This window comes from Acetanaerobacterium sp. MSJ-12 (assembly GCF_018917875.1).
GTDB lineage: Bacteria > Bacillota > Clostridia > Oscillospirales > Ruminococcaceae > Bittarella > Bittarella massiliensis.
Genome location: NZ_JAHLPK010000009.1, coordinates 93,421 through 113,747 on the forward strand (window position 1 = coordinate 93,421; position 20,327 = coordinate 113,747).

A 20,327-nucleotide genomic window follows, 5' to 3' on the forward strand; every position below is an offset into this window, starting at 1 on the left:
GCAATCAAATCGCTCAAACGAGAGATCGCCTCTGGGAGGCGGTCTCTTTTTTTGCGCAAAAGTGTGGCGGCGGCAAATCCTGGGCAGAATAAGGGGGAATGGCCGCCATCCGGCGGCAGAAAAGGCAAAGTGGTGATGAGCGATTGATCCCGATTTTGTTTTTGGGGCCCAGCGGGGACAGGCGGATCCCCCGGGCAGTGGAAAAGCTCCTCTTTCGGGGGGAAGCCCTCCTCTGCCGCAGCGGGCAGACCGCCGTGTTTTCCCGGGAAGGGCGGCTCTACGGCCTGTTTGAGAGCGAGGGCTGGGACGCCCTGCGCTGGCGGCAGGGCCTGGTGGTCATCAAAGAGGGAGCGAGGGATGTCTCCCTCCCGCCCAATGCCCTTGCCGGCGGGTTTGTAGTGCGGCAGGAGGACGCCCCCTGGCTCCACCAGAAGGGGGAGGTGCGGGGGCAGGTCGTCAGCTGCGGCATGTCCCTGCGGGACACCCTGACCTATTCCAGCTGTCAGGACGGCCAGCCGGTGGTGAGCCTGCTGCGGCCCATCCACGGCCCCTTCGGGCGGCTGGCCGACCCCCAGGACCTGCCTCTGCCGCCGGGGATCAGCGGCGGGTACACCCTGTTGGCGGCGGCGGCCGTCTCCCTCTTCCTCGGGCTTCCGCCGTCGCCGAACGCCTTTTAAAATGCAGAAAAAATGAGAAAACATTTCCAGTCATAGTGTTGACGGGCACGGCCATACTACTATTGCAAACGCAAATAACATCTATTTTTAAGGAGTGTATGTACCATGTCTAGCAATAAAATTGTTGTTCCCGAAGCTCGCGAAGCGATGGACAAGTTCAAAATGGAAGCTGCCAACGAGGTTGGCGTGAACCTGAAACAGGGCTACAACGGCGACCTGACCTCCAAGCAGGCCGGTTCCGTGGGCGGCCAGATGGTCAAAAAGATGATCGAGGCTTACGAGAACTCCGCGAAGTAACTTCGACTCTCACTTTTTTCTCTTGCAGGGAGCGCTCCGCCAATCGGCGGGGCGTTTTTCCTGTCGAATAAAAAGGAAGAGGGAGCCATTTTGTCCCCCCGTTTATTTCCAGAAAAAATAAAAAAAGAAATGCGAAAACAGGTTGACTTTTCCCCTTTTTGGGGTATAATAAATACTGCTGACGCCAAGAAAATATTGGGGTATCGCCAAGCGGTAAGGCAACGGACTCTGACTCCGTCATTCCGAAGGTTCGAATCCTTCTACCCCAGCCAAAAAGAGCCACATCGATCGATGTGGCTCTTTTCTTGTTGTAGCTTTGGCGCCCAAAACTCTCGGTTTGGCTGGGGGGGACAAATCGCCTTGGCATAGGCCTTCCTGAAGGGGAGGGCGCCAAAGGCGCAAAGAGAACGGTTTGGGCATAGATGGCGCAAAGTGGTATTCCATATCACCGGTTTACTGGCGTCGGTGCGAGTGTGAAATTTGATGTCCCTCGGGGGGCGGACCCCGTATGGTGCTCAGTGGGATCAGCGCATGCCACCCGTTTTGCTGGCGGTTTTGATTTTAGTGGCCGGCAAGGGCCCTCTGCACCCCAGCGGGAGGGAGGGTCGGCTTCTCTCCCACCGGACAGGTCTTTTGTCCTTTGCCGGTCCGCTGTCATCTGGTATGATAGAGACAAGATCAAATTGTTTGGAGGCGATCCCTGTGACGCGCATTCCCGTACTCATCGACTGCGACCCCGGCGTGGACGACGCCTTTGCCCTGGCCCTCGCCCAGAGCTGCCCCCATTTCGACATCCGGGCCATCACGGCGGTCTACGGCAACATGCCCCTGAAAAAGACCCTCTACAACGCCCGCGCCCTCAACGAGGTGCTGGCCATCGGCGCCCAGGTGGCGGCAGGGGCCAAAGAGCCCTTTTTCAAAAAGTACGACCGGGGCGACGACTACGTGAGCCCGGTCCACGGCAGCACCGGCATCGCCAGTATCCTCCTGCCGGAGGGCCGTCAGCCCTTGGACGAGGACGAGGCCTGCGACGTCATCTACCGCGAGGCGGTGCGGGCAGGGGGCGAGCTGCTCCTCTTTGCCGTCGGCCCCCTGACCAACGTGGCCAAGGCCCTGATGCGCTACCCCGACCTGCCGGGTCTCATCTCCCGCTTCTACATCATGGGCGGCGGCATTGAGATGGGCAACCAGAGCCCCTATGCCGAGGCAAACATCTTTAAAGACCCCACCGCCGCCCGCATTTGCTTTGAAAAGCTGCCCACCCACATGGTGGGGCTCAACGCCACCTGCGACGGCGCCCTGAGCGAGGCGGACCTAAACGAGCTCATCGCCGCCTGCGGCGACGGCCCCAGGGCCGCGCTGCTCAAGGAGCTCTTCGCCTATTCCCGCCACAACGCCTTTGTCAAAGGGCAGGACTCCAACATCATCCACGACGCCATCGCCGTGGCCTGGGCAATGGACGACGCCGTCTGCGGCGGGGAAGAGCGCCGTGTCTGGGTGCGGGACGACGCGGGCGACCGGGACGGCGAGACGGTGGCAGATCCGGTGGGAACGGCTCCCGCCAATGCCCAGGTGGCCATGACCACCGACACCGCCCGCTACAAGGCACTCCTGCTGCAGATGTGCCGGTACTACCGGGAGATGGAGTAGTTTTGCCCGATCCCTGAAAGTCTGCAAAATTTCGATTTGCCCGCCCGTGTGGGGTGCGCCAGTCGTCGGGGCAAAAAAGACCGGCCTTCAGATGATTTCCATCCACCCGCCCGTGTGGGGGTGCGACCAAAAAAAGTGCTGTCCGAATGGACAGCACTTTTTTATAGAGCCGTTTACTTCAGCAGCCCCAACCGGCCCGCCAGGGTGGCGATGGTGCGGCCCAGGGGGAGCTCGTAGAGCTCTTTTTTGGAGAAGCACCGCAGGGCCAGCACCAACACAAAGTAGCAGCCGGCGGCCAGCAGGATGGCCACCAGGGTGCAGACCAGGTTGCTCTTGACCAGCAGGTGCAGCAGGTGGTACCCGCCCCAGGCCACAAGCCCCATGAGGGCGGAGGAGAGGAGGGGGACCAGGAAGATCCTTTTCAGGTTCTGCCGGTGGGGGAGGCGGGCCCGCAAAAACCGCCAGTTGAGCAGGCAGGTGGTCATGGGGAAGGTGATGTTGCCGATGACCAGGGCGTACACCCCCAGGTCGGTGAACCAGAGCAGCCCCAGAATCAGCACCAGGTGGATGGCCAGGGCGATGGCGGAGTGCTTGACCGGGGTGCGCATAAAGCCCAGCCCCTGCAGGATGGCGCTGGTGATGGTGGAGAGGACGTAGAAGACCGCGGCCGAGGACCCCACCTCCAGCAGGCGCACCGCCAGGTCCCGGTAGGTGACCAGGCTGGGGAAGAGCAGGGTGATGATCGGCCGGGCCAACACCGCCAGCCCCACCGCACAGGGCAGGACGATGACCGTGTTGAACTTGATCACCGAGTCGGCCTTGCGGCAGACCTCGCGGTGGTCTCCCAGGGTCTGGGAGGCGACGATGCTGGGGATGACCGAGGCCGCCATGGCCGAGGCGATGGCCACCGGCACGTTGATGAGCAGCACGTACTGGGAGTTGAAGACCCCCTGCAGCGAGCTGACGGCGGTGGCGGCCATCCCCTTGGCCTGCATGATGTTGCCGAAAATCAGGTCGTCGGCGGTGTTCCCCAGCTGGTAGACCGTCTGGCTGAGGATCACCGGGAGGATGGTCAGCAGCAGGATGCGAAAGACCTGGCCGCCGCTCTCCTCCACCTCGGTGCGGTCACGGCGGATCTGGCGCATGACGGTGGGCCGGTAGAGGGCGTAGACGACGACCAGCAGCAGCAGGGCGGTGGCGGCGCCGGCCAGGGTGCCCACCGTGCCCCCCGCCGCCCCGCGCGAAGCGGTCTGCGAGAGGCTGGGGCTGGAGGTGACAAAGGCGTAGGCCGCCCACACGCTCACCACCGCGTTGACGATCTGCTCAAAGATCTGCGAGAGGGCGGTGGGCATCATGGTGCCCCGCCCCTGGAAGAAGCCGCGCAGGGTGCCCACCATCGACATGATGAAGGTGGTGACCGCCAACACCCTCAGGGGGGCGGCCAGCCCGTCCCTGGCGTAGAGGTTTTCCAGCCAGCCGGCGCCGAAGTAGAGGACCAGGGAGACGGCGGTGCTGGTGGCCAGCCCCAACAGGAGGGTCTTTTGAAAGACGTTGTGGGCATTGCGGTACTGCTTTTGGACGATCCGCTGGCTCACCAGCCGAGAGAGGGCCAGCGGCAGGGCGTAGGACGAGAGGGTGAGGGCGATGTTGTAGATGCCGAAGGCCACCGAATAGATGCCGTTTCCGTCTTCCCCCAGGATGTTGGCCATGGGGATGCGGTAGACCATTCCGATGAGGCGGACCAGGATCCCGGCCACCGCCAGGATGGTCCCCTGTACCAGAAAGTTCTGCTTTCGTTTGGATGCCATGGGCTTCCCCCTTTTACCGGCGGCTGGGGCCAGGCAGACTGTCCCCTGGAAAAATGCGGTTTGGCCGCCAAAAGTTCCTATCTAGTTTACCACAAAACGCCGCCCATTTCTCGGGTTTTCTGAAATTCCGAGACCGCGCCTCTGCCGGGCTGCCGGCGAGGGATCACAGGGCGAGGCGCTGCCCCACATGCAGGGGGAACAGGCGGTCGCCCAACTCCCCCCGCAGCTGGGCAAAGGGCCCTTCCCCGGTGCAGTGGCAGGTGTAGTAGCGGGTGTGAGGATAGGCGGCCAGGGCCCGCCCCACCGCCTGCACTTCCGCCGCGTCGGCCGCCTGGCCGCTGCGGGGGCTGGTCAGGTGAAAGCCGCTCACCACCGCGTCCGGGGCCCGGCCCAGGTGCTGGGCACAGCGGGCCACGATATTTTCGATCCCCCGGTGGGCGCAGCCCGAGAGGAGAAGGGCGGTCCCCCCCTCCTGCACCAGCAGGTACTGCTCGTGCAAAAAGGGGTCGGGGCCTAAAACGCCGCCCTCTTCCAGCAGCAGGTTTCGGTTGGTGGAGGGCCAGTGCTCCCGCCGACACAGGTCGGAAAAGAGGAGCAGCCCCTCTGCGGGGCGCTCCTGCGCGCCGGTGAACACCAGCCGGGGGGAGGCGGTGAGGGCGGGGTCGGGCCCGATGGGCCGGCAGCCGTCGCCGGAGCGGGAGAAGAGGGGGGCAAAGCACCCCTCCCGCAGGTAGACGGGGGCGCGGGCGTTGCCCTTTAAAAAGGTGGGCAGCCCGCCGCTGTGGTCGTCGTGCCCGTGGGAGAGAAAGGCCATCTCCACCGACGACAGGTCGATCCCCAACGTCCGGGCGTTTTTCCAGAAGAGGCCGCTGGCCCCCATGTCGAAGAGGAGGCGTCGGCCGCCGGCCTCCAAATAGATGCTCAAGCCGTGTTCAGCGCCCAAAAACGGGCTGTCTGAGCGGTTTTCCGACAGGACGGTGAGGAGCATTGCCAACCTCCCTTTCTGCGCCTCTGGGGCGAGTTGTGGGCCGGGCCGCCACTACTGGCGCTGTGCGCCGTCCAGGGCGGCCAACCGCTGCTGCTCCAACTTGGCGGCCTTGAGCAGGAAGCGGTAGACGGGGGCCAGTTGGAGCAGCTCCCCCTCCAAAAAGGCCGCCAACCGGTCGGAGAAGAGCAGCTCAAAGTCCTTGCTGAAGGCGTTGAAGCCGATGTTGCGGCGCTCCAGCCACTGGCGCTCCGCGGCCGGGCGGTCGGGGTAGTGGGGGCGCTTGTAGAAATCGCCGTCCATCTCGTACTGTTTGCACTTGGCGAGGGATCTCTGCGCCCGGCGGTAGTCGGGGGCGCCCTCCAAAATCAGGCCGCGCAGGGTATTCATATACCCGGTGGAGGCGGCGTAGAACCCGCAGCCGTAGCCAAAGCCGCTCCCCGACAGGTCGAAGTAGAAGCCGGGGTAGTCGGTCCCGTGCATCCGCCCGCCCCGCTTGAAGATGATCCACATGTTGTCCCGGTAGAGGGAGGGGTCGTGGGTGTAGCGGGTGTCCCGCCAGATGCGGCAGATGGTGCGGTCCACCTTGGGCTCACACCCCAGCTCCCCGTCGATGGAGAGCATGCTGGGGGTCAGGGCCACCACCAGTTGGCGCAGCGGCTCCAGAACGCTCTTGCGGTAGCGGTCGTGGTGCTCGGCAAACCACTCCCGGCTGTCGTGCATTCGGTTTTCAAATAAGAAGTCCAGGGTGTCAGCGGAAAAGGGCATAAAAAAGACCTCCTGCTCTGCGGACCGCCCGGCGGCCGCACGATTTCACAGCAACAGGATACCACGAATCGGGGAAAAAGTCGAATGTTGGGGCCTGGTTCCCCCTCTCTTTGGCAGGGGACGGCAAAAAGCCCCCGGCCGGGCGGGCCGAGGGCTTTGCAGCGGGTTTTGTCAGCGGACCTTTAGGTCCCTCATGGCGATGGCCTCGATGAAGAGGGTCACCCCGCCCACCAGCAGGTAGCCGGCCACCAGGTAGTTGAGCACCAGGGCGGAGAAGAGGGGCAGCAGGAGGAAGGAGAGGGCGGCCAGGAGGTTCAGCACCCCGCTGACCACCACCCAGCCGTAGCCGGACACCCCGAAGTAGCCCAGCTTGCTGGAGAAGGAGAGCTTGTTGATCCCGAAGACCAGCATCAAGCCCCCCAGGAGGAAGGCGAAGGTGGAGAGGGTGGCTTCGGTGGGGGAGGCGAGGAGCAGCACCCCGATGAGGAGGTTGAGGACGCTGCTGACCAGCCCGCCGGCCTCCCGCAGGAAGGGGGGCGCGCAGAAGTAGTCGATGAGCTGATAGACCCCCAGGGCGAGGATGAGGATGGCGGCCAGGGCGCCCATCACCCCGGCGCTCTGCACCGGGAAAAATGCGCAGAGGAGGGCGCAGACCACCAGCAGGATGCTGATGATGAAACTGGCGATGCGGACCGAGCGCAGCTTGCGGTTCCACCCCTCTACCAGGGCGTTGGTGTAGTCAAAGTCAGCGTCTATTCGGATCAAAGCGATCCTCCCCTTTCTGTTTCGTCTGACTGCCGGGGGCGGTGCCCCCTTGACACCTCTATTGTAGCGCCTGGCGGGGGAGATGAACATAGACAGAGGGGGCAAAGTGTCCAAAGTTTGGACAGGCGGGGGAAGGTGTCCAGACAAGAAAACAGGCGGCCGCCCCCTGGGCAGCCGCCTGTTTGACGGGTCAGTGTCGCGCCTGTTTTTTCTGTGCCAGGGAGGCGAGGATGTACTTTCCGCCCGCCTCGGCGCTGTGGCCGATGTTGTAGACGGTCTCCTCCACCACGGCGGTGACCTTTTCGCGGTAGTCCTCGGTGTGGGAGAGCAGGTCGCCCACCACTTCGCCGAGGGTGTCCAGCTTGTCCACGTCCACCGACACGCCGATGCGGTCCCGCAGCGAGATGTCCAGCGGCTCCAGGGGGATGCGCTTGTACTCGGCGTTCATCACCTTCATGGGGGTGTTGATGAAGAGCGAGGGCTTTTTGGTGGTAAAGGAGAACTCCTGGGCGATGGCCGACCAGTCGGTGATGATCAGGTCGGCGTCATAGACGGTGCTGTTGGAGGAGAAGTCGGTCTGGATCTCCAGCTCCTGCCCCAGCTTGTCCTGGTACTTTTCGGTGATCCGCTTCATCTTGGCGGGGAAGCGCTTGACATACTCGGGGTGGGGGCGGATGGTCAGGTGATACCCCTTCCCCAACAGCTGCTCCATAATGGGGTCCAGACAGAGGTCGAGCAGGTTGTCCTTCTGCCAAGAGGGGGCGATCAACACCTCTTTGACCGGATTCTCCCGGTGCTCCTGGGCACTGTAGTTTTCCAGCATCGAGTCCAGCAGGCCGTAGCCGGTCTTGACCAGCCGTTTGGCGGGCAGGCCGTACTCCTTTTCAATGGCGCGGATCTCAGCCACGTGGTTGGGTCCATAGCAGAAGATGGTGTCGTAGTGGTCCAGCGCCCCCTCCCGCAGGGTCAGATGGAAGCTGGCCATGGCGTGGTCCAGGTAGAGGTATTCGATGTCTTTGCGCACCAGGGAGCGCTTGATGTAGTAGTTTTCCAAGTCGGGCATGGTCATGACCACCATGTCTGCGTCCATCTTCATCATAAAGGTCATCATGTCCCGGTTGTCGATGAAGTAGGGGCGGATGTGGTCGTTGGAGCTCTGAAAGATCTGGTCGTTCGGGTCGCTGGTGACGTAGTGGATGACGATGTCGGAGTGGGCGGTGATGTAGTCGATGAACCGCTCGAAGTACTTGTAGAAGCCGCTGGACTCCGAGTAGAAGACGAGCTGCTTGTCCGGCTCGGCGAAAAAGCGCTTTTCATCGGCCTTGGAGCGCTCGCGGTTTTCCCTGGCGGCGCGGCGCATGGCGGCCTTCTCCTCTTTGGAGAGCTTGGGCTTGGCGGAGCGGTTTTCGTAGTCGATGTACTTGCGGGGGTTGTAGACCAGGTTGCAGATGTACATGACCGCAATGGCGAGCAGGTTGCCCACGATCCAGTACAGGCCGATCCCGGCGGGCACGACAAAGGCAAAGTAGGTGGAGAAGATCACCAGAAAGATGGTCATCCCCCACTTGCCGAGAAAGCCCTGTTCCCGCTGCAGGACATTGATTTTGTTCTGCACAATGCACATCAGCAGCGCGCTCAACCCGGAGAGGATGGGGATCCAGATCAGGATGGAGAGGTCGGTGATGGACGGGGTCTGGGACAGGTCGAACCCCATGAAGTGCAGGTTGATCTTTGAGACGTTGGCAAAGAGCTGGTCAAACCCCGGAATGGCCCCCTGCAGGGAGGAGAAGGCGTCGGGGGTCTGCTGCATGGCGTTGAGCACCTGCAGCTGGGCGCCCGAGCCGATGTCGGTGATGCCCACGCAGCCAGCCAGCATGGTGATGGTCTCCTGGCTGAGGTGGAAGAGGTGCTGCAGGGGGTTGTAGACCACGTTGATCAGCCCCAGGATGATGGGGATCTGCAGCAGGGTGGGGACCATGCTCACAAAGGGACTGTACTTTTCTTTTTTGAACAGCCGCATCTGCTCCTCGGCCGCCATGTCGGCGTTGCCGGCGCAGTTGACCTTGATCTCCTCCAACTGGGGCTGCAGTTTGACCATCTTGATGGAGTTTTTCTGCGCGCTCAGGGAGATGGGGAACATGACCACCTTGGCCAGCACGGTAAAGAGTATGATCGCCCAGCCGTAGTCCCGCACCAGCCAGTAACAAAAGTACATGATATAGCCTAGGGGGATCCCCAGGACGGTATTGATGATGTCCATCATAAGAAGCTACACATCCTCGTGTCGTAGTAGTCCCCCGCCGGAGGGCGGGGGACAGAGATATGGGCTTACAAAAAGGGGGGAGATCACCCGTGGGGGTATTTGTTGACCGTCTCGCCCACCTTGTGCCAGTTAGAGAACTTTCTGGCGTCGCCTTTGATTTCAAACTCCTCCAGCACATCCTCGGTCTCATTGTTCATCCGATAGTAGAACTTCCGGGTGACATCTGCACCCTCCGGGATGTCGGAGATGGCGCTGCCGTAGTCGGCGTAGTCGATGCCAGCCTGTTGCAACACAGTGGCCTCGAAATTGGCGAGGGAAGTGGGGGCGTCCGAATTGGCCAGCGGAGTGCCGGAGCTGCCGCTGGGCTTGTAGAACAGACCGGTGGTCTTGTACATGTCCAGCCGCATCCAATCGCCCGATTTCCCGTGGTCGCCGGTGATGATGATGGTGGCGTCGTCGTAGAGCCCCAGCTTTTTGAGCTGATCCATGTACTCAAAGGCGATTTTAAAGGCGCCTTTGGTCTGCTGGAGCAGGGAGGTCTGGTCCTCTGGGACGTACTCGACCTTTTCATTGTAGATGGGGTCGTGGCAGCCGTGCAGGTGGTAGAAGGCAAAGTTGTTCTGGGTGTTTTGCACCGTCAACCCCTCTGCTTTTAGCCCCTTGTAGAAGGCTACGTCGTCGGTTTTGTAGGCGCCGATCTCCGCATTTGCCTCCACGTAGTCGTTGAACACGCTGGTGGGCATCCAGAAGCTGGGCTTTAGGGCGTGCGGCGCATACCGATAGGCAGAGAGGACCGCCATCCTCCGCATGAGGGGAAGGGTCTGCGCAGTCATCTCGCCAGCGTCGATGTTGTCGACCTGGCCGTCCAGCTGCTCGATGTTGGAGTAGGTATACCCCTTTTCGATATATAGTTTTGTGGTAAAATTGTTTTCTTTGAGGGTGGGCAGGAAGGTGGCATTTCCCCACGCCTCGTCAAAGTACTCGCTGGCGGGCTCCTGATAGAAGGAGGGTTTGCCGGTGAGCATTGTGGTCACGGAGGGGAAGGTGCGGCCGTACTGCGAAGTGTTGTTGCCGTAGTAGGTGAAGCCGTCCATCCCGTCGAAAAATGTCGGGTCATCTTTGCGGACAGCATCCACGTATTTTCCGTCCAACCGGTCGAGGATGATGACGATGACATTCTTCTGGGAAGAGACCTCATAGAGTCCCCGGGTGGAGAGGTAGCGGTTGGCACTCTTCTGCTCCAATACCCCGCTGGTAAAGACAGAGGTCGTAAGCCCCACCAGCTGCATCCCGATGAGCAGCACCGGCACAAAGACGGTGGCGCTCCGCCAGATTTTCTGGCTGAAATACCGCAGGACCAGGGGGGCGCAGACGATGGCCACCCACAACAGGGCGTTGAGCAGACTGTGGACGGCGTAGTCCTCCCAGGCGATGCGGTCGCCGGTGAGCTGCCCCAGGTTCAGATTTAAAAAGTTCCCCTGCAAATACCCGGCCAGCAAGACTCCAAGGCCCAGAGAGAGGGCGACGTCAAAGAGTTTTCCCCGCAACAGCAGCAGGATGGCGGCGAGCGCCGCAAAACAGAGGAGTCCGGCCAGCAAAACCGGCAGCAGAATATCCTTTAAGAGAAAGGGGAAGATATCGCTATTTCCCACATAGAGGTCCAAGATGCCAAAGACAACAAAGGTAAACGAGATGGCGCCGCTGACCAGCAGAGCGGGGGGAAGGCGCTTTTTCAGGGGCCGATCATCGCGCACCAGGGCAGACCATCTTCCCGATTTCATCGGATGGCGTCCTCCTCGTCCAATTTGATCTCAACGACCCCGTCCTCTTCGGTCATGTCCTGCGCAAAGGCGGACTGCCCCGCGACAGCCTGACTGGCCGACTCTGTTTCCTCGGCGCCGGTCTGGGCTTTCAGCTGTTGCTCCACCTTTTTCATCTTCCGATTTAAGAAGAACAGGCGGATTTTTTTCCAGAAAATACCCACCGATACACTCAAGGTGATGACCAATCCCGCAATGACCTGGATGATGTAAGAGGTGGCCGCCGGGTCAATGTACAAAAGCATAATGATAACTCCTCCGCTTTCCTGATTTTTACAAAAACCTGCAAAGTTTGCAAAACTTTTTGTATTATAGCATAAATTATCGCTCTTGTAAATTTGAACGAAAAACTGTGTCGAGACAGCTCGATTCTTTTTAAAATGAGATTGCTTCTTTTGTAGCATTTAGACAGTTTTTTAGATGAAAGAAAAGGTATAATTTTCCAGTCCGTTGACGAAAAAAGCCGTGTAAAAGGGCCTGCTTCCCTCTCTTTCCCCAAGAGGCAGATCGCAGAGGGAAAGGCGCCAATTTGCCATTCGGCGAACAGGCAAATATCTGCACACGGGAATCGCTCTGCCGCCACGGGGCTTATTGGCCCTTCTTTCTTGTATGTAGCAGGACCGGTGCGCCTATGGCAAAGGAGATTTTCGACCCATTTATGGCGGTTTGGAGTTGATCGGCGTGCGGCAGCGGTTCGGGTCCTGTGCCGGCGAGGCGGGCGACAAGTTAAAAAGGGGAGAAGTTTTGTGTGCCCTTTAAAAAGGAGTAGAGATGCCAACGGGGAGGAGGCGGCGCGGCGAGACGGTTGGACCTGCGCCGCTGTCGGACAATCGATGTGGCCAGCACTTCGGGTGATGAGGCAACCACCGCCTTTGCAGATGCAAGACAGACTGGCTGTGAGATACAAATAGGCCGCCGGCAGACGCCGGCGGCCTATTTGTGTGTGTAGGGAAAAGGGAGAAGTGTGAGCGGTTAGGGGCGCTGGCCCATGCCGCCTTCCAGGGTGAGGGTCTCGCCGGACATGTACTTGAAGTCGGGGGAGCCGAGCTGCACGCAGACCCGGCCGATGTCCAGCTCGGGGTCGCCGAAGCGGCCCATGGGCACCCCTCTGAGGTTTTTCTCGTAGGCCTCGGGGTAGGAGAGCTTGAAGTTTTCCAGCTGGGCGGTCATGGCCAGGGGGCAGACCACGTTGACGTTGATGTTGTCCTTGCCCCACTCGGTGGCCGCGACGCGGGAGAGGCCGCGGATGCCCTCTTTGGCGGCGGCGTAGGAGCACTGGCCCACGTTGCCGAAGAGGCCGGCGCCGGAGGCGAAGTTGATGACCGAGCCCTGGGTCTCCTTCAGGTAGGGGTAGCACTCCCTCATATAGTAGAAGGTGGCGTAGAGCCCGGAGTAGATGCCCAGGTCAAAGTGGTCCTTGGTCTGCATGGACAGGGGGATGCCCGAGGCCGACGCCTGGGCGTTGTTGATCAGCACGTCGATGCGGCCGAACTCGGCGATGACCTTCTGCACGGCCTCCTTGACCCGGTCCTCCGACTCGTCGCTGGGGGTGACGTCCACCGCCAGCGGCAGCACCTTGATGCCGTAGAGGCGCTCCAGCTCCTCCTTGGCGTCCAACAGTTTCTGCTCGTTTCTGCCGGTCAGGACCAGGTTGGCCCCCTCCTTGGCATAGGCCACGGCAATGCCGTAGCCGATCGACTTGGCCTTGCCCCCGCCGGTAATGATTGCGACCTTTCCGTCAAAGATCCCCATTCTGCCCATCTCCTTAAAATCAATAAAATACGTCCTTCTATGCTGGGGTTTCCAAAGAGCATTGTACTCCTTTGTTAAAACATTGTCAATCGGAAATTCGGCACCTTTTCCTCCTCTGCTCTCACGAACCGCCGGCCTGGGAAGCAAGTTGCCGCCCAGGGCTATTTTTTCCTTAAAACAGCGGATATTGCACAAATTTCAGGAGAAAAAGAGACCCGACAAGGTCGGTCGGCCTTGTCGGGCAGATTTTACAGGTATTTTTCTTCGTACTCCTCGATGGGGATGGGGCGGCTGAACAAAAAGCCCTGGGCCAGTTCCACCCCGCAGTCGCGCAGCACCGAGAGCTGTTCCTCGGTCTCGATCCCCTCGGCCACCACCTGAATGTCCATCTTTTTGCAGATGTCCACGATCGACTCCACCACGGTGCGGGCGCGGTGGTTGCCGGCCAGGTCGTCCACCAGGGTCTTGTCCAGTTTGAGCACGTCGAACTCCACCGAGGAGAGGAGGGCCAGGTTGGCGTACTCGGTGCCGAAGTCGTCGATGGAGACGATGAAGCCCGCCCGCCGCAAATCGCCGATCAGCACCTTTAAGTCCACCCCGTCGGACTCCCGCGCCGTCTCGGTGATCTCGATTTCCAAGTATTTTTTCTCCACCCCGTACTGCCGGCAGAGGCCGTCGAGCCGCTGCACAAAATCCGGCTGCGCCAGGGAGCAGCGGGAGAAGTTGACCGACACCGGCATGGCCTGTTTCCCCTGGTCGGCCCACTCCTTGAGGCGGGAGCAGGCGAACTGAAAGACGTAAAAGTCGATTTGGCTGACCGTCTGGCTCTCCTCCAGCAGGGGGAGAAAGTTGCCCGGCAGCACCAGGGAGCCGGAGCGGGGCTGGTAGCGCACCAGGGCCTCGGCCCCTACGGCGGTGCGGTCGCTGGAGGAGATTTTGGGCTGCAGGTAGACCACAAAGCGGTTTTGCAAGATCTCCCTCTGCAGCACCTGCGGGTCGGAGAGGTGCAGTACCTCGTCGCTGTGGTGGCGGTAGCGGTTGGAGGCGGGGTTTTGGCGGTAAAACTCCTTTTTGTCCTCGTACATCTCAGCGTCGGCGTTGGCGATGACCTGTTGCAGGTCCTCCAACTGCGGGGTCCAGCGGGCGCCGATAGCGGCCCGGCAGCTGGCCTTGGCCTGGAAGCGCTGCCGCAGCGCCCTCACCTGCGCCTCGAAATCGCCCCGCGCCGTCCCCGGGCAGATGATGACAAATTCGTCCCCGCCGATGCGGTAGAAGTTGGCCCCCTCGAAGACCTCCTGCATCTGCTGGGCGCACTCGACCAGCACCTTGTCGCCAAAGGCGTGGCCGTGCCGGTCGTTGATGTCCTTGAGGCCGTTGACGTCCAGGTAGACGATCCCTACCGGCCCCATTTGGGCGGAGAGGGTCTCGGTGTCTTCCATAAAGCGATTGCGGTTGAAAAAGGAGGTCAGGGTGTCGTAGTAACTCAAGCGGGAGAGTTCCCGCTCGCTCTCGGCGCGGCGATAGGCGAGCATGAGAAAGTAGCCCAGGGTCTGGAGCACCGAGGGGATGGTGCGCATGTTCTGGGCGAGGGGGTTGTCCACCCCCACACAGCCCCGCAGCTGGCCGTCCTGCTCCAGGGGGGCCACCACCAGGCGGACAATGTCCTGTTTGCGCAGCAGGTCGTATTCCAGGGGGGAGCGCTCCCGCAGCTCCTCTATGTCTTCCACGACCACGCACTCCTGGCGGTCAAAAAAGGGCAGCCAGCGGTCGATGGTGGACAGGGGCATCCCCTGCAGCAGCGCCCTTTGGGGGACCACCCCTTCGGCACACCACTCGTAGTCGTTGTAGAGCAGACCGCCCCGCTCGAAAATCAGGTAGGTGCGGTCGGCCGACAGGTAGCGGCCCAGCTGTTCGAGCACCGGGGGAACGGACTGCCTTAAGTCGTGCTCGCGGTAGAGGGCGCGCACGCACTCCATCAGCATCTGTTCGGCGTCGAGGGTGCGTTTGAGGGACTGCTTTTCCGCCTCCGCCTCGGTGATGTCAAAGGCGATTTCCAGCCGGGCGGCCCGGCCCTCCCACTCCAGCAGCCGGTCTTTGAGCAGGTAGTGCCGCTGGGTGATGGGGTTGGTGTACTCCCAGGTGTAGGTCTCGCCGGGGACCAGCTGCCGGTTGGTGCAGAAGGGGCAGGGCTGCGAAAAGCCCTGCAACACCCGATAGCACTTCTGCCCCGCCGCCTCTTCCAGGTGAAAGGTCTTGCGGCCCGTCTCGTTGATGAAGAGCAGCTCGTGGGTCTCCAAATCGGCGACGTACATCAGTTCGGAGATGTCGTTGAGGGGGGCGCGCAGGTCTTCCGACATCCGCGAGAGGCTCTCCCGCCGGGCGCGGTTGGCCTCCTCCGCCGCCTGCAGTTCCCGCTGCCGGCGGGCCTGTACCGCCCCATACCAGGCCAGCAGGGCGGCCAACACCAAAAAGACGGCGCTGAGGATCAGCAGGGCCAGCTGGGCTTTGGTCACCTGCCGCTCGGAGTAGATCTCGGCGGCCGACACGGTGTGGTCGGCCAGTTCAAAATAGGACTCGCTCAGGCGGTAGAGGGCCTCGCCGTCAGCCCCCTGGCGCACCTGGGCAATGGCGCCTTTGATTTCCGCCCACCCGGCCCGCATCTGGGAGACGAGGTCCTGAAAGGAGGCGTCTTCCAGCCGGGCGAGACTGTTTTCCCCCTCGCCGGTGGCGAGTTCGTCGAGAATGCCGTCGATTCGCCCGATGAGGGCGTCGTTGGGGTGCCCGGCCAGCTCCTCTTTGACCAGCCGCTGGGTGGCGCCCCGCACCACGCCCGCGTAGTTGATCACCCTGGCGTTCCCCTGTAAGCCACGGATCGACAGGACAGAGAGCAGCCCGGTGAGAAGCAGCGCAGCGGCCAGCAAAGCCGGCGTCAATCGTTTGTGCATCTTGTCCTCCATGACCGAGGGTCCGCATTTATTTTATTTATTATATCAAAAACTGTCGAAAAGAACAACCGCAAAAAGGGGATGTTTGGAGAAAGATATATCCCGCGCTCACGGTGTCAAAACCGGCCCAAAATGCAAAAAAACCGGCTGCTTTACAAGGGCAGCTGGTTTTGAGAGATGTCAAAAAGCCATTTCAAAAAATTACATCAATTTGCGGAAAAGGGCCTTCAGGTCTTCCACGCTGGTGTCTCTGGGGTTGCCGGGGCAGCAGGCGTCGGCAAAGGCAGACTCGGCCAGGAAGGGGAGGTCTTCCTCCCGGATGGCCTCCAGCTTGGAGGGGATGCCCACGTCGGCCGAGAGCTGCTTGACCGCGTCGACGGCGGCCCGGCGGTACTCGTCCTGGGACATTCCGTCCACCCCTTTGACCCCCATGGCCCGGGCGATCTCCCGGTACTTTTCGCCGGTGCAGGCGGCGTTGTACTCCATGACGATGGGGAGCATCATGGCGCAGGCGACCCCGTGGGGGGTGTCGTAGACCGCGCCCAGGGTGTGGGCCATCGAGTGGGCGATGCCCAGCCCCACGTTGGAAAAGCCCATGCCGGCGATGTACTGGCCCAGGGCCATGTCCTTGCGGCCCTCAGGGGTGTTGGCCACCGCCCCCCGCAGCGAGCGGGCGATGATCTCGATGGCCTTGATGTGGAACATGTCGGTCATCTCCCAGGCGGCCTTGGTGGTGTAGCCCTCGATGGCGTGGGTCAGGGCGTCCATCCCGGTGGAAGCGGTCAGTCCCTTGGGCATCGAGGCCATCATCTGCGGGTCGACGATGGCGACGATCGGCATGTCGTGGGGGTCGACACAGACGAATTTGCGCTTCTTCTCCAAGTCGGTGATGACGTAGTTGATGGTCACCTCGGCGGCGGTGCCGGCGGTGGTGGGGACGGCGATGATGGGGACGCTGGGGTGCTTGGTGGGGGCGACCCCCTCCAGGCTGCGCACGTCTGCAAACTCGGGGTTGGCGGCGATGATGCCGATGGCCTTGGCGGTGTCCATCGAGGAGCCGCCGCCGATGGCGACGATGTAGTCGGCCCCCGAAGCGCGGAAGGCCCGCACGCCGTTTTGAACGTTTTCGATGGTGGGGTTGGCCTTGATGTCCGAGTACACCTCGTAGGAAAGACCGTTTTTGTCCAGCACATCGGTGACCTTGGAGGTGACCCCAAATTCGATCAGGTCCGGGTCGGAACAGACAAGGGCCTTTTGAAAGCCCTGTGCCTTTGCCTCGTTGGCGATCTCCAAAATCGCGTCGGTGCCGTGGTAGGAAGTCTGGTTGAGCATGATCCTGTCTGCCATAAGTCCTCTACTCCTTTTTCCGAATCAGCGGTGGGCCAGGCGGCCCCCTTCCCTTCCATCGTAAGGGGGAACAGGGAGGAAGTAAAGTGACAAACCGCCCCGGCTGTCACATCGGGGCGGACTTTTTGGGCGGCGGCCCTCATCTGGGGAGAGGGGACTCTTCGGGCGGCAGGAGCCCCAGCTTGACAAAGAGCCGGGCCAGCTTGGCGGGCATCGCCTCCACCAGCCGCCGGGCCATCTGCTCCGGCGGTTCGCGCATCCCCCCGAGCACCCACTTCACCGTCATGTAGATCGAGCCGCGGCAGTACATCTCCAGCAAGAACTGGGTCTGCTCGTCCGGCGGCAGGCCGGTCTTCTCCTCGATTTTCTCGGTGTAAAAGCGCAGGATGAGGGCGAAGTCGTGCTCCTTGAGGGAGTTTTGGTCGTCTGAACGGAAGGCGCCGGTGAAGAACACCCGCTCTTCCCGGATGTAGGCGAACTTGCGCTCCAACCCCTCCAGCACGGTGCGGCCGCTGCCCATGTGGGCGAAGGATTCCAGCAGCAGCTTGTCAAAGTACCAGTTGACCAGGTCGTACTTGTCGAGAAAATTGCGGTAAAATGTCTGCCGGGTGACGCCGCAGATCTCGGCGATCTGCGAGACGGTGATGCGGTCGACAGGGGTGTTTTTCATGCAGGCCTTGATCGCCTCGGCGAGGCGGTACTTGGTCGCCTCCTGCCGGCTGGCCGGTCGCTCCATCAGGGTGATCCCTCCCCACAGCTGTCTTTTCTCTATTGTACCAAGGTGGCAGCGGGTTTTCAAACCCCTTTGAAAAGGGGAGGACGATGCGCAAAGGAGGGCAAAATGGGGCAGACCAGGCGTAGAGGCGCAGCCCTTTAAAGAGGCCCCCCAGACATTGCGGCGCCTGCCGGTGGACCCGAGGGTCCACTCTTTTTCATCCTGCGCGGTGCCGGCCAGCTGCTCCCCCAGCGCGCGACAGACGGCGAGGGGCACCTTTTCCCAGGAGTAGGGGCCGGTTGCCGGGTCGACGGCGGCCAGGGTGTGAAGCGGTCCCTCACCGGGCGGACAATTTCCTTGGGGTTCAGCCCTTCCTGCTGAGAGGTGGCGGCCCCACCGCCTTGTCCTGGTTGCACTTGGGGTGCTTTTGGGCGCCACAGCAGTGCCCACTTCACAAAACCGTACCTCGCCCGTGAAGTTGGGGCATGGCAGCGCGGCAGGTGGGGGATGGCAGACCGGCGATTGGCGGGCCCGCCCAAAAAGGCGAGGGTGCAAAAGAGGGCAGGTCGCTGGAATTCGCCGGTGGGGAGAGCTAGCAGGAGAACCCTGTGCAGAGGTGCAAAAAGCGCCCCCACAAAGGGAGGAGGGGAATGGGTAAGGGCGACCTGCCGCTGGCGGGATGGTTCACAATCGCGGCCGATAAAAAATCCGAGTGCCCGTGCGGACACTCGGACTGCCATGTAAAATCGATATTTCCGTTCCGCTGTTCACGGGCGGCATCCCCGGGGCGGGACCCTGCGCAGGGGCACGACCCCAAAACAACAAACACTTCGCCTGGCTAAGAGGCAGTGCCATTCTCTGTTTTCGCCTTTTACAATGGGTGCGGCTATGATTTAAAGAACTGTAAAAACCGTGGCGTTGAAAAGGCCCGAGTGTCGCTTTGACTTTTGCCCGCAAAAAACCGACCCGACTTGGCAAGCCTTTTGACAATTTGGGCAATATGTGCTGCTTCTGCCGCCGATTGCCTTGCGGCAGAGGGCGTCTCCACAGGTCGGGCAGGGCTGTCCACCGCGGCCATAAACCGGCAAATACACCGCGTTTTGGTGCGCTTTGCCTTTGCCACGCAGGTGCTCCTCCGGGGTCATTTGGTCGGCGTCGCCCCATAAGACGACTTTCGGAATGGCATTCGCCAACCGCCCCCAGTCGGCATCACTGAGGGCGTCGCGCCCTGCCCCCGGACAGACGCCTGCAACAGACAGCATTTTATCGGAATGGATGTTGCCGACCCCGGCCACCACCGTCTGGTCGTGAAGCGTTTCTTTGATGGCTTTCTTCCGTTTGCCGAGTTTCAATTTGAGATACTCTGCGGTCAAAGTTGGGTCTGTTGGCCCCGGCCCCAGCGCCTCCTCCCTGGGCATGAACAGGAGTTGCCCCGTCACCCGCAGGTGCAGGGAGAGCCTGTCTCCGCTCTCAAAATGGAGGGTGAGAAACTTTCCCCGGCGACTGATATTTTGGATCATCTGCCCTTGTGGGAGCGCCGAAAACAACTCCGCCCGCTACAAACTTCCACAGTTTTGACCGCTCTGCCCACGAGCTGAGATTTTAAGGTGCGCCTGACGGTCTCCACCTCCGGCAGGTCAGGCATTTTTGGTCACCTCCCTCTTTGCCGACTTCTTGATTTCCTCGTGAAAAAAGAAGTTGACCACAATGGGCGGAGCCTCGAAGGGGCGGTTCATGGAGTCGTCGTCCCGGACATAGGTGAGGCCCTCCGCCGCAGTGAACTCCCGCACTTCTTCATCCAGAGTGGCCCAATAGGCGCGGTCATTTTGCTGGTAGATCGCCTGATACAGCGGCAGAAGGCTGGGGTGCTTTTCCTTGATGTAGTCCAGGATGACTGCCTTGTAGCTCCCCCGCAGGTTCAGGTTTTCCAGCCATACGAGATTGCACTGGGCCTTGGCCCTGCGGATGATGGCGGGCACGTCGGTGATGCCGGGGAAGATGGGGGAGATGAAACAGGTCGTCCGCACGCCGGCATCGTGAAAGACTTTCATGGCGGCAAGACGGCGCTCGATGCTCGCCGCCTCGTCCATCTCCTTGCGAAAGTCCTCATCCAAGGTGTTGATCGACCAGGACACGCGGGCGTTTGGAAAGGTCTTGATCAAGTCAAGGTCGCGCAAAACGAGGTCGGATTTGGTGGCAATACTGATTTTGCACCCGCTGCCCTGCATTTGTTCCAAAAGCGCCCTGGTGCGACCATAGGTCTCCTCCAACGGCTGATAGGGGTCGGTCACGGAGCCGATAAACAGCTCCTTTCCCGCATACCGTTCCGGGTGCCGGATGGCGGGCCAGCGCTTTACGTCCACAAACTCGCCCCACGGCTCGGTGTGGCCTGTAAACCGCTTCATAAAACTGGCGTAGCAGTATTTGCAGGCGTGGGCGCACCCTCCATAGGGGTTCACGGAATAGTCGCTGACAGGCAGGTTTGATTTGGTAAGGACACTTTTCGCTTCGATTTCTTTGACTGTCATAGGGCCG

Annotated in this window: 16 protein-coding genes, 1 tRNA gene and 1 pseudogene; 4 read left to right on the forward strand and 14 right to left on the reverse strand. The window is 61.2% G+C overall.

Annotation, left to right across the window (positions count from 1 at the left end; all coding sequences use genetic code 11):
• The first annotated feature begins 143 nt into the window (after positions 1–143).
• From KQI11_RS10710 to KQI11_RS10725, 4 genes are all read left to right on the forward strand, one after another.
• The gene (locus tag KQI11_RS10710; protein ID WP_216402102.1) at positions 144–677 is read left to right on the forward strand and encodes a hypothetical protein; all 534 of its coding nucleotides are present in this window, start codon (positions 144–146) and stop codon (positions 675–677) included.
• Between the two features lie 105 nt (positions 678–782).
• The gene (locus KQI11_RS10715; RefSeq protein WP_059003892.1) at positions 783–974 is read left to right on the forward strand and encodes an alpha/beta-type small acid-soluble spore protein; all 192 of its coding nucleotides are present in this window, start codon (positions 783–785) and stop codon (positions 972–974) included.
• A gap of 196 nt (positions 975–1,170) precedes the next feature.
• Positions 1,171–1,246 (forward strand) — tRNA-Gln (locus KQI11_RS10720).
• Between the two features lie 430 nt (positions 1,247–1,676).
• Positions 1,677–2,624 (forward strand): nucleoside hydrolase, encoded by a 948-nt coding sequence (locus KQI11_RS10725; protein ID WP_216402103.1) that lies wholly within the window; start codon positions 1,677–1,679, stop codon positions 2,622–2,624.
• 173 nt (positions 2,625–2,797) lie between these two features.
• Here the strand turns inward: KQI11_RS10725 and KQI11_RS10730 are convergent, their stop codons facing one another.
• The 14 genes and pseudogenes from KQI11_RS10730 to KQI11_RS10795 form a co-directional block, all read right to left on the reverse strand.
• Entirely contained in the window at positions 2,798–4,432 is a 1,635-nt protein-coding gene (locus KQI11_RS10730; protein ID WP_185916614.1) for a putative polysaccharide biosynthesis protein, read from the reverse strand.
• Between the two features lie 163 nt (positions 4,433–4,595).
• Entirely contained in the window at positions 4,596–5,420 is an 825-nt protein-coding gene (locus KQI11_RS10735) for an MBL fold metallo-hydrolase (protein WP_216402104.1), read from the reverse strand.
• Positions 5,421–5,471: 51 nt separating this feature from the next.
• A complete protein-coding gene (locus KQI11_RS10740; protein WP_216402105.1) occupies positions 5,472–6,185 on the reverse strand; it encodes a DUF2461 domain-containing protein in 714 nt (237 codons plus the stop codon).
• 171 nt (positions 6,186–6,356) lie between these two features.
• Complete coding sequence (locus KQI11_RS10745) at positions 6,357–6,950, reverse strand: DUF308 domain-containing protein (RefSeq protein ID WP_216402106.1); 594 nt, start codon at positions 6,948–6,950, stop codon at positions 6,357–6,359.
• A 190-nt stretch (positions 6,951–7,140) separates the two neighbouring features.
• Positions 7,141–9,210 carry a membrane protein insertase YidC gene (gene yidC / locus KQI11_RS10750; RefSeq protein ID WP_286172727.1) on the reverse strand — a complete coding sequence of 690 codons (2,070 nt, stop codon included), beginning with the start codon at positions 9,208–9,210 and terminating at the stop codon, positions 7,141–7,143.
• Between the two features lie 86 nt (positions 9,211–9,296).
• On the reverse strand, positions 9,297–10,994 hold the full coding sequence (locus KQI11_RS10755; protein ID WP_185916619.1) for a sulfatase-like hydrolase/transferase: 1,698 nt from the start codon (positions 10,992–10,994) through the stop codon (positions 9,297–9,299).
• Positions 10,991–11,278 carry a hypothetical protein gene (locus KQI11_RS10760; protein ID WP_216402108.1) on the reverse strand — a complete coding sequence of 96 codons (288 nt, stop codon included), beginning with the start codon at positions 11,276–11,278 and terminating at the stop codon, positions 10,991–10,993. Before KQI11_RS10760 ends, KQI11_RS10755 begins: the two co-directional genes overlap by 4 nt.
• Positions 11,279–12,005: 727 nt before the next feature.
• Positions 12,006–12,785, reverse strand: a complete 780-nt coding sequence (locus KQI11_RS10765) for an SDR family NAD(P)-dependent oxidoreductase (RefSeq protein ID WP_044992937.1) — start codon at positions 12,783–12,785, stop codon at positions 12,006–12,008.
• A 248-nt stretch (positions 12,786–13,033) separates the two neighbouring features.
• The gene (locus KQI11_RS10770; RefSeq protein WP_216402109.1) at positions 13,034–15,730 is read right to left on the reverse strand and encodes a bifunctional diguanylate cyclase/phosphodiesterase; all 2,697 of its coding nucleotides are present in this window, start codon (positions 15,728–15,730) and stop codon (positions 13,034–13,036) included.
• A 201-nt stretch (positions 15,731–15,931) separates the two neighbouring features.
• Complete coding sequence (gene fucO / locus KQI11_RS10775; RefSeq protein WP_216402110.1) at positions 15,932–17,077, reverse strand: lactaldehyde reductase; 1,146 nt, start codon at positions 17,075–17,077, stop codon at positions 15,932–15,934.
• 139 nt (positions 17,078–17,216) lie between these two features.
• Positions 17,217–17,813, reverse strand: coding sequence for a TetR/AcrR family transcriptional regulator C-terminal domain-containing protein (locus KQI11_RS10780; protein WP_216402111.1), 597 nt, complete (start codon positions 17,811–17,813; stop codon positions 17,217–17,219).
• 872 nt (positions 17,814–18,685) lie between these two features.
• A complete protein-coding gene (locus tag KQI11_RS10785) occupies positions 18,686–19,210 on the reverse strand; it encodes a zinc finger domain-containing protein (protein WP_286172733.1) in 525 nt (174 codons plus the stop codon).
• Positions 19,211–19,246: 36 nt separating this feature from the next.
• A pseudogene (locus tag KQI11_RS10790) lies at positions 19,247–19,437 on the reverse strand (DNA-formamidopyrimidine glycosylase family protein); the annotation flags it as partial.
• Positions 19,430–20,320: a radical SAM mobile pair protein B gene (locus KQI11_RS10795; protein ID WP_216402114.1), complete on the reverse strand. Its 891-nt coding sequence runs from the start codon at positions 20,318–20,320 to the stop codon at positions 19,430–19,432. The gene KQI11_RS10795 and the pseudogene KQI11_RS10790, both read right to left, overlap by 8 nt.
• Positions 20,321–20,327: the final 7 nt, after the last annotated feature.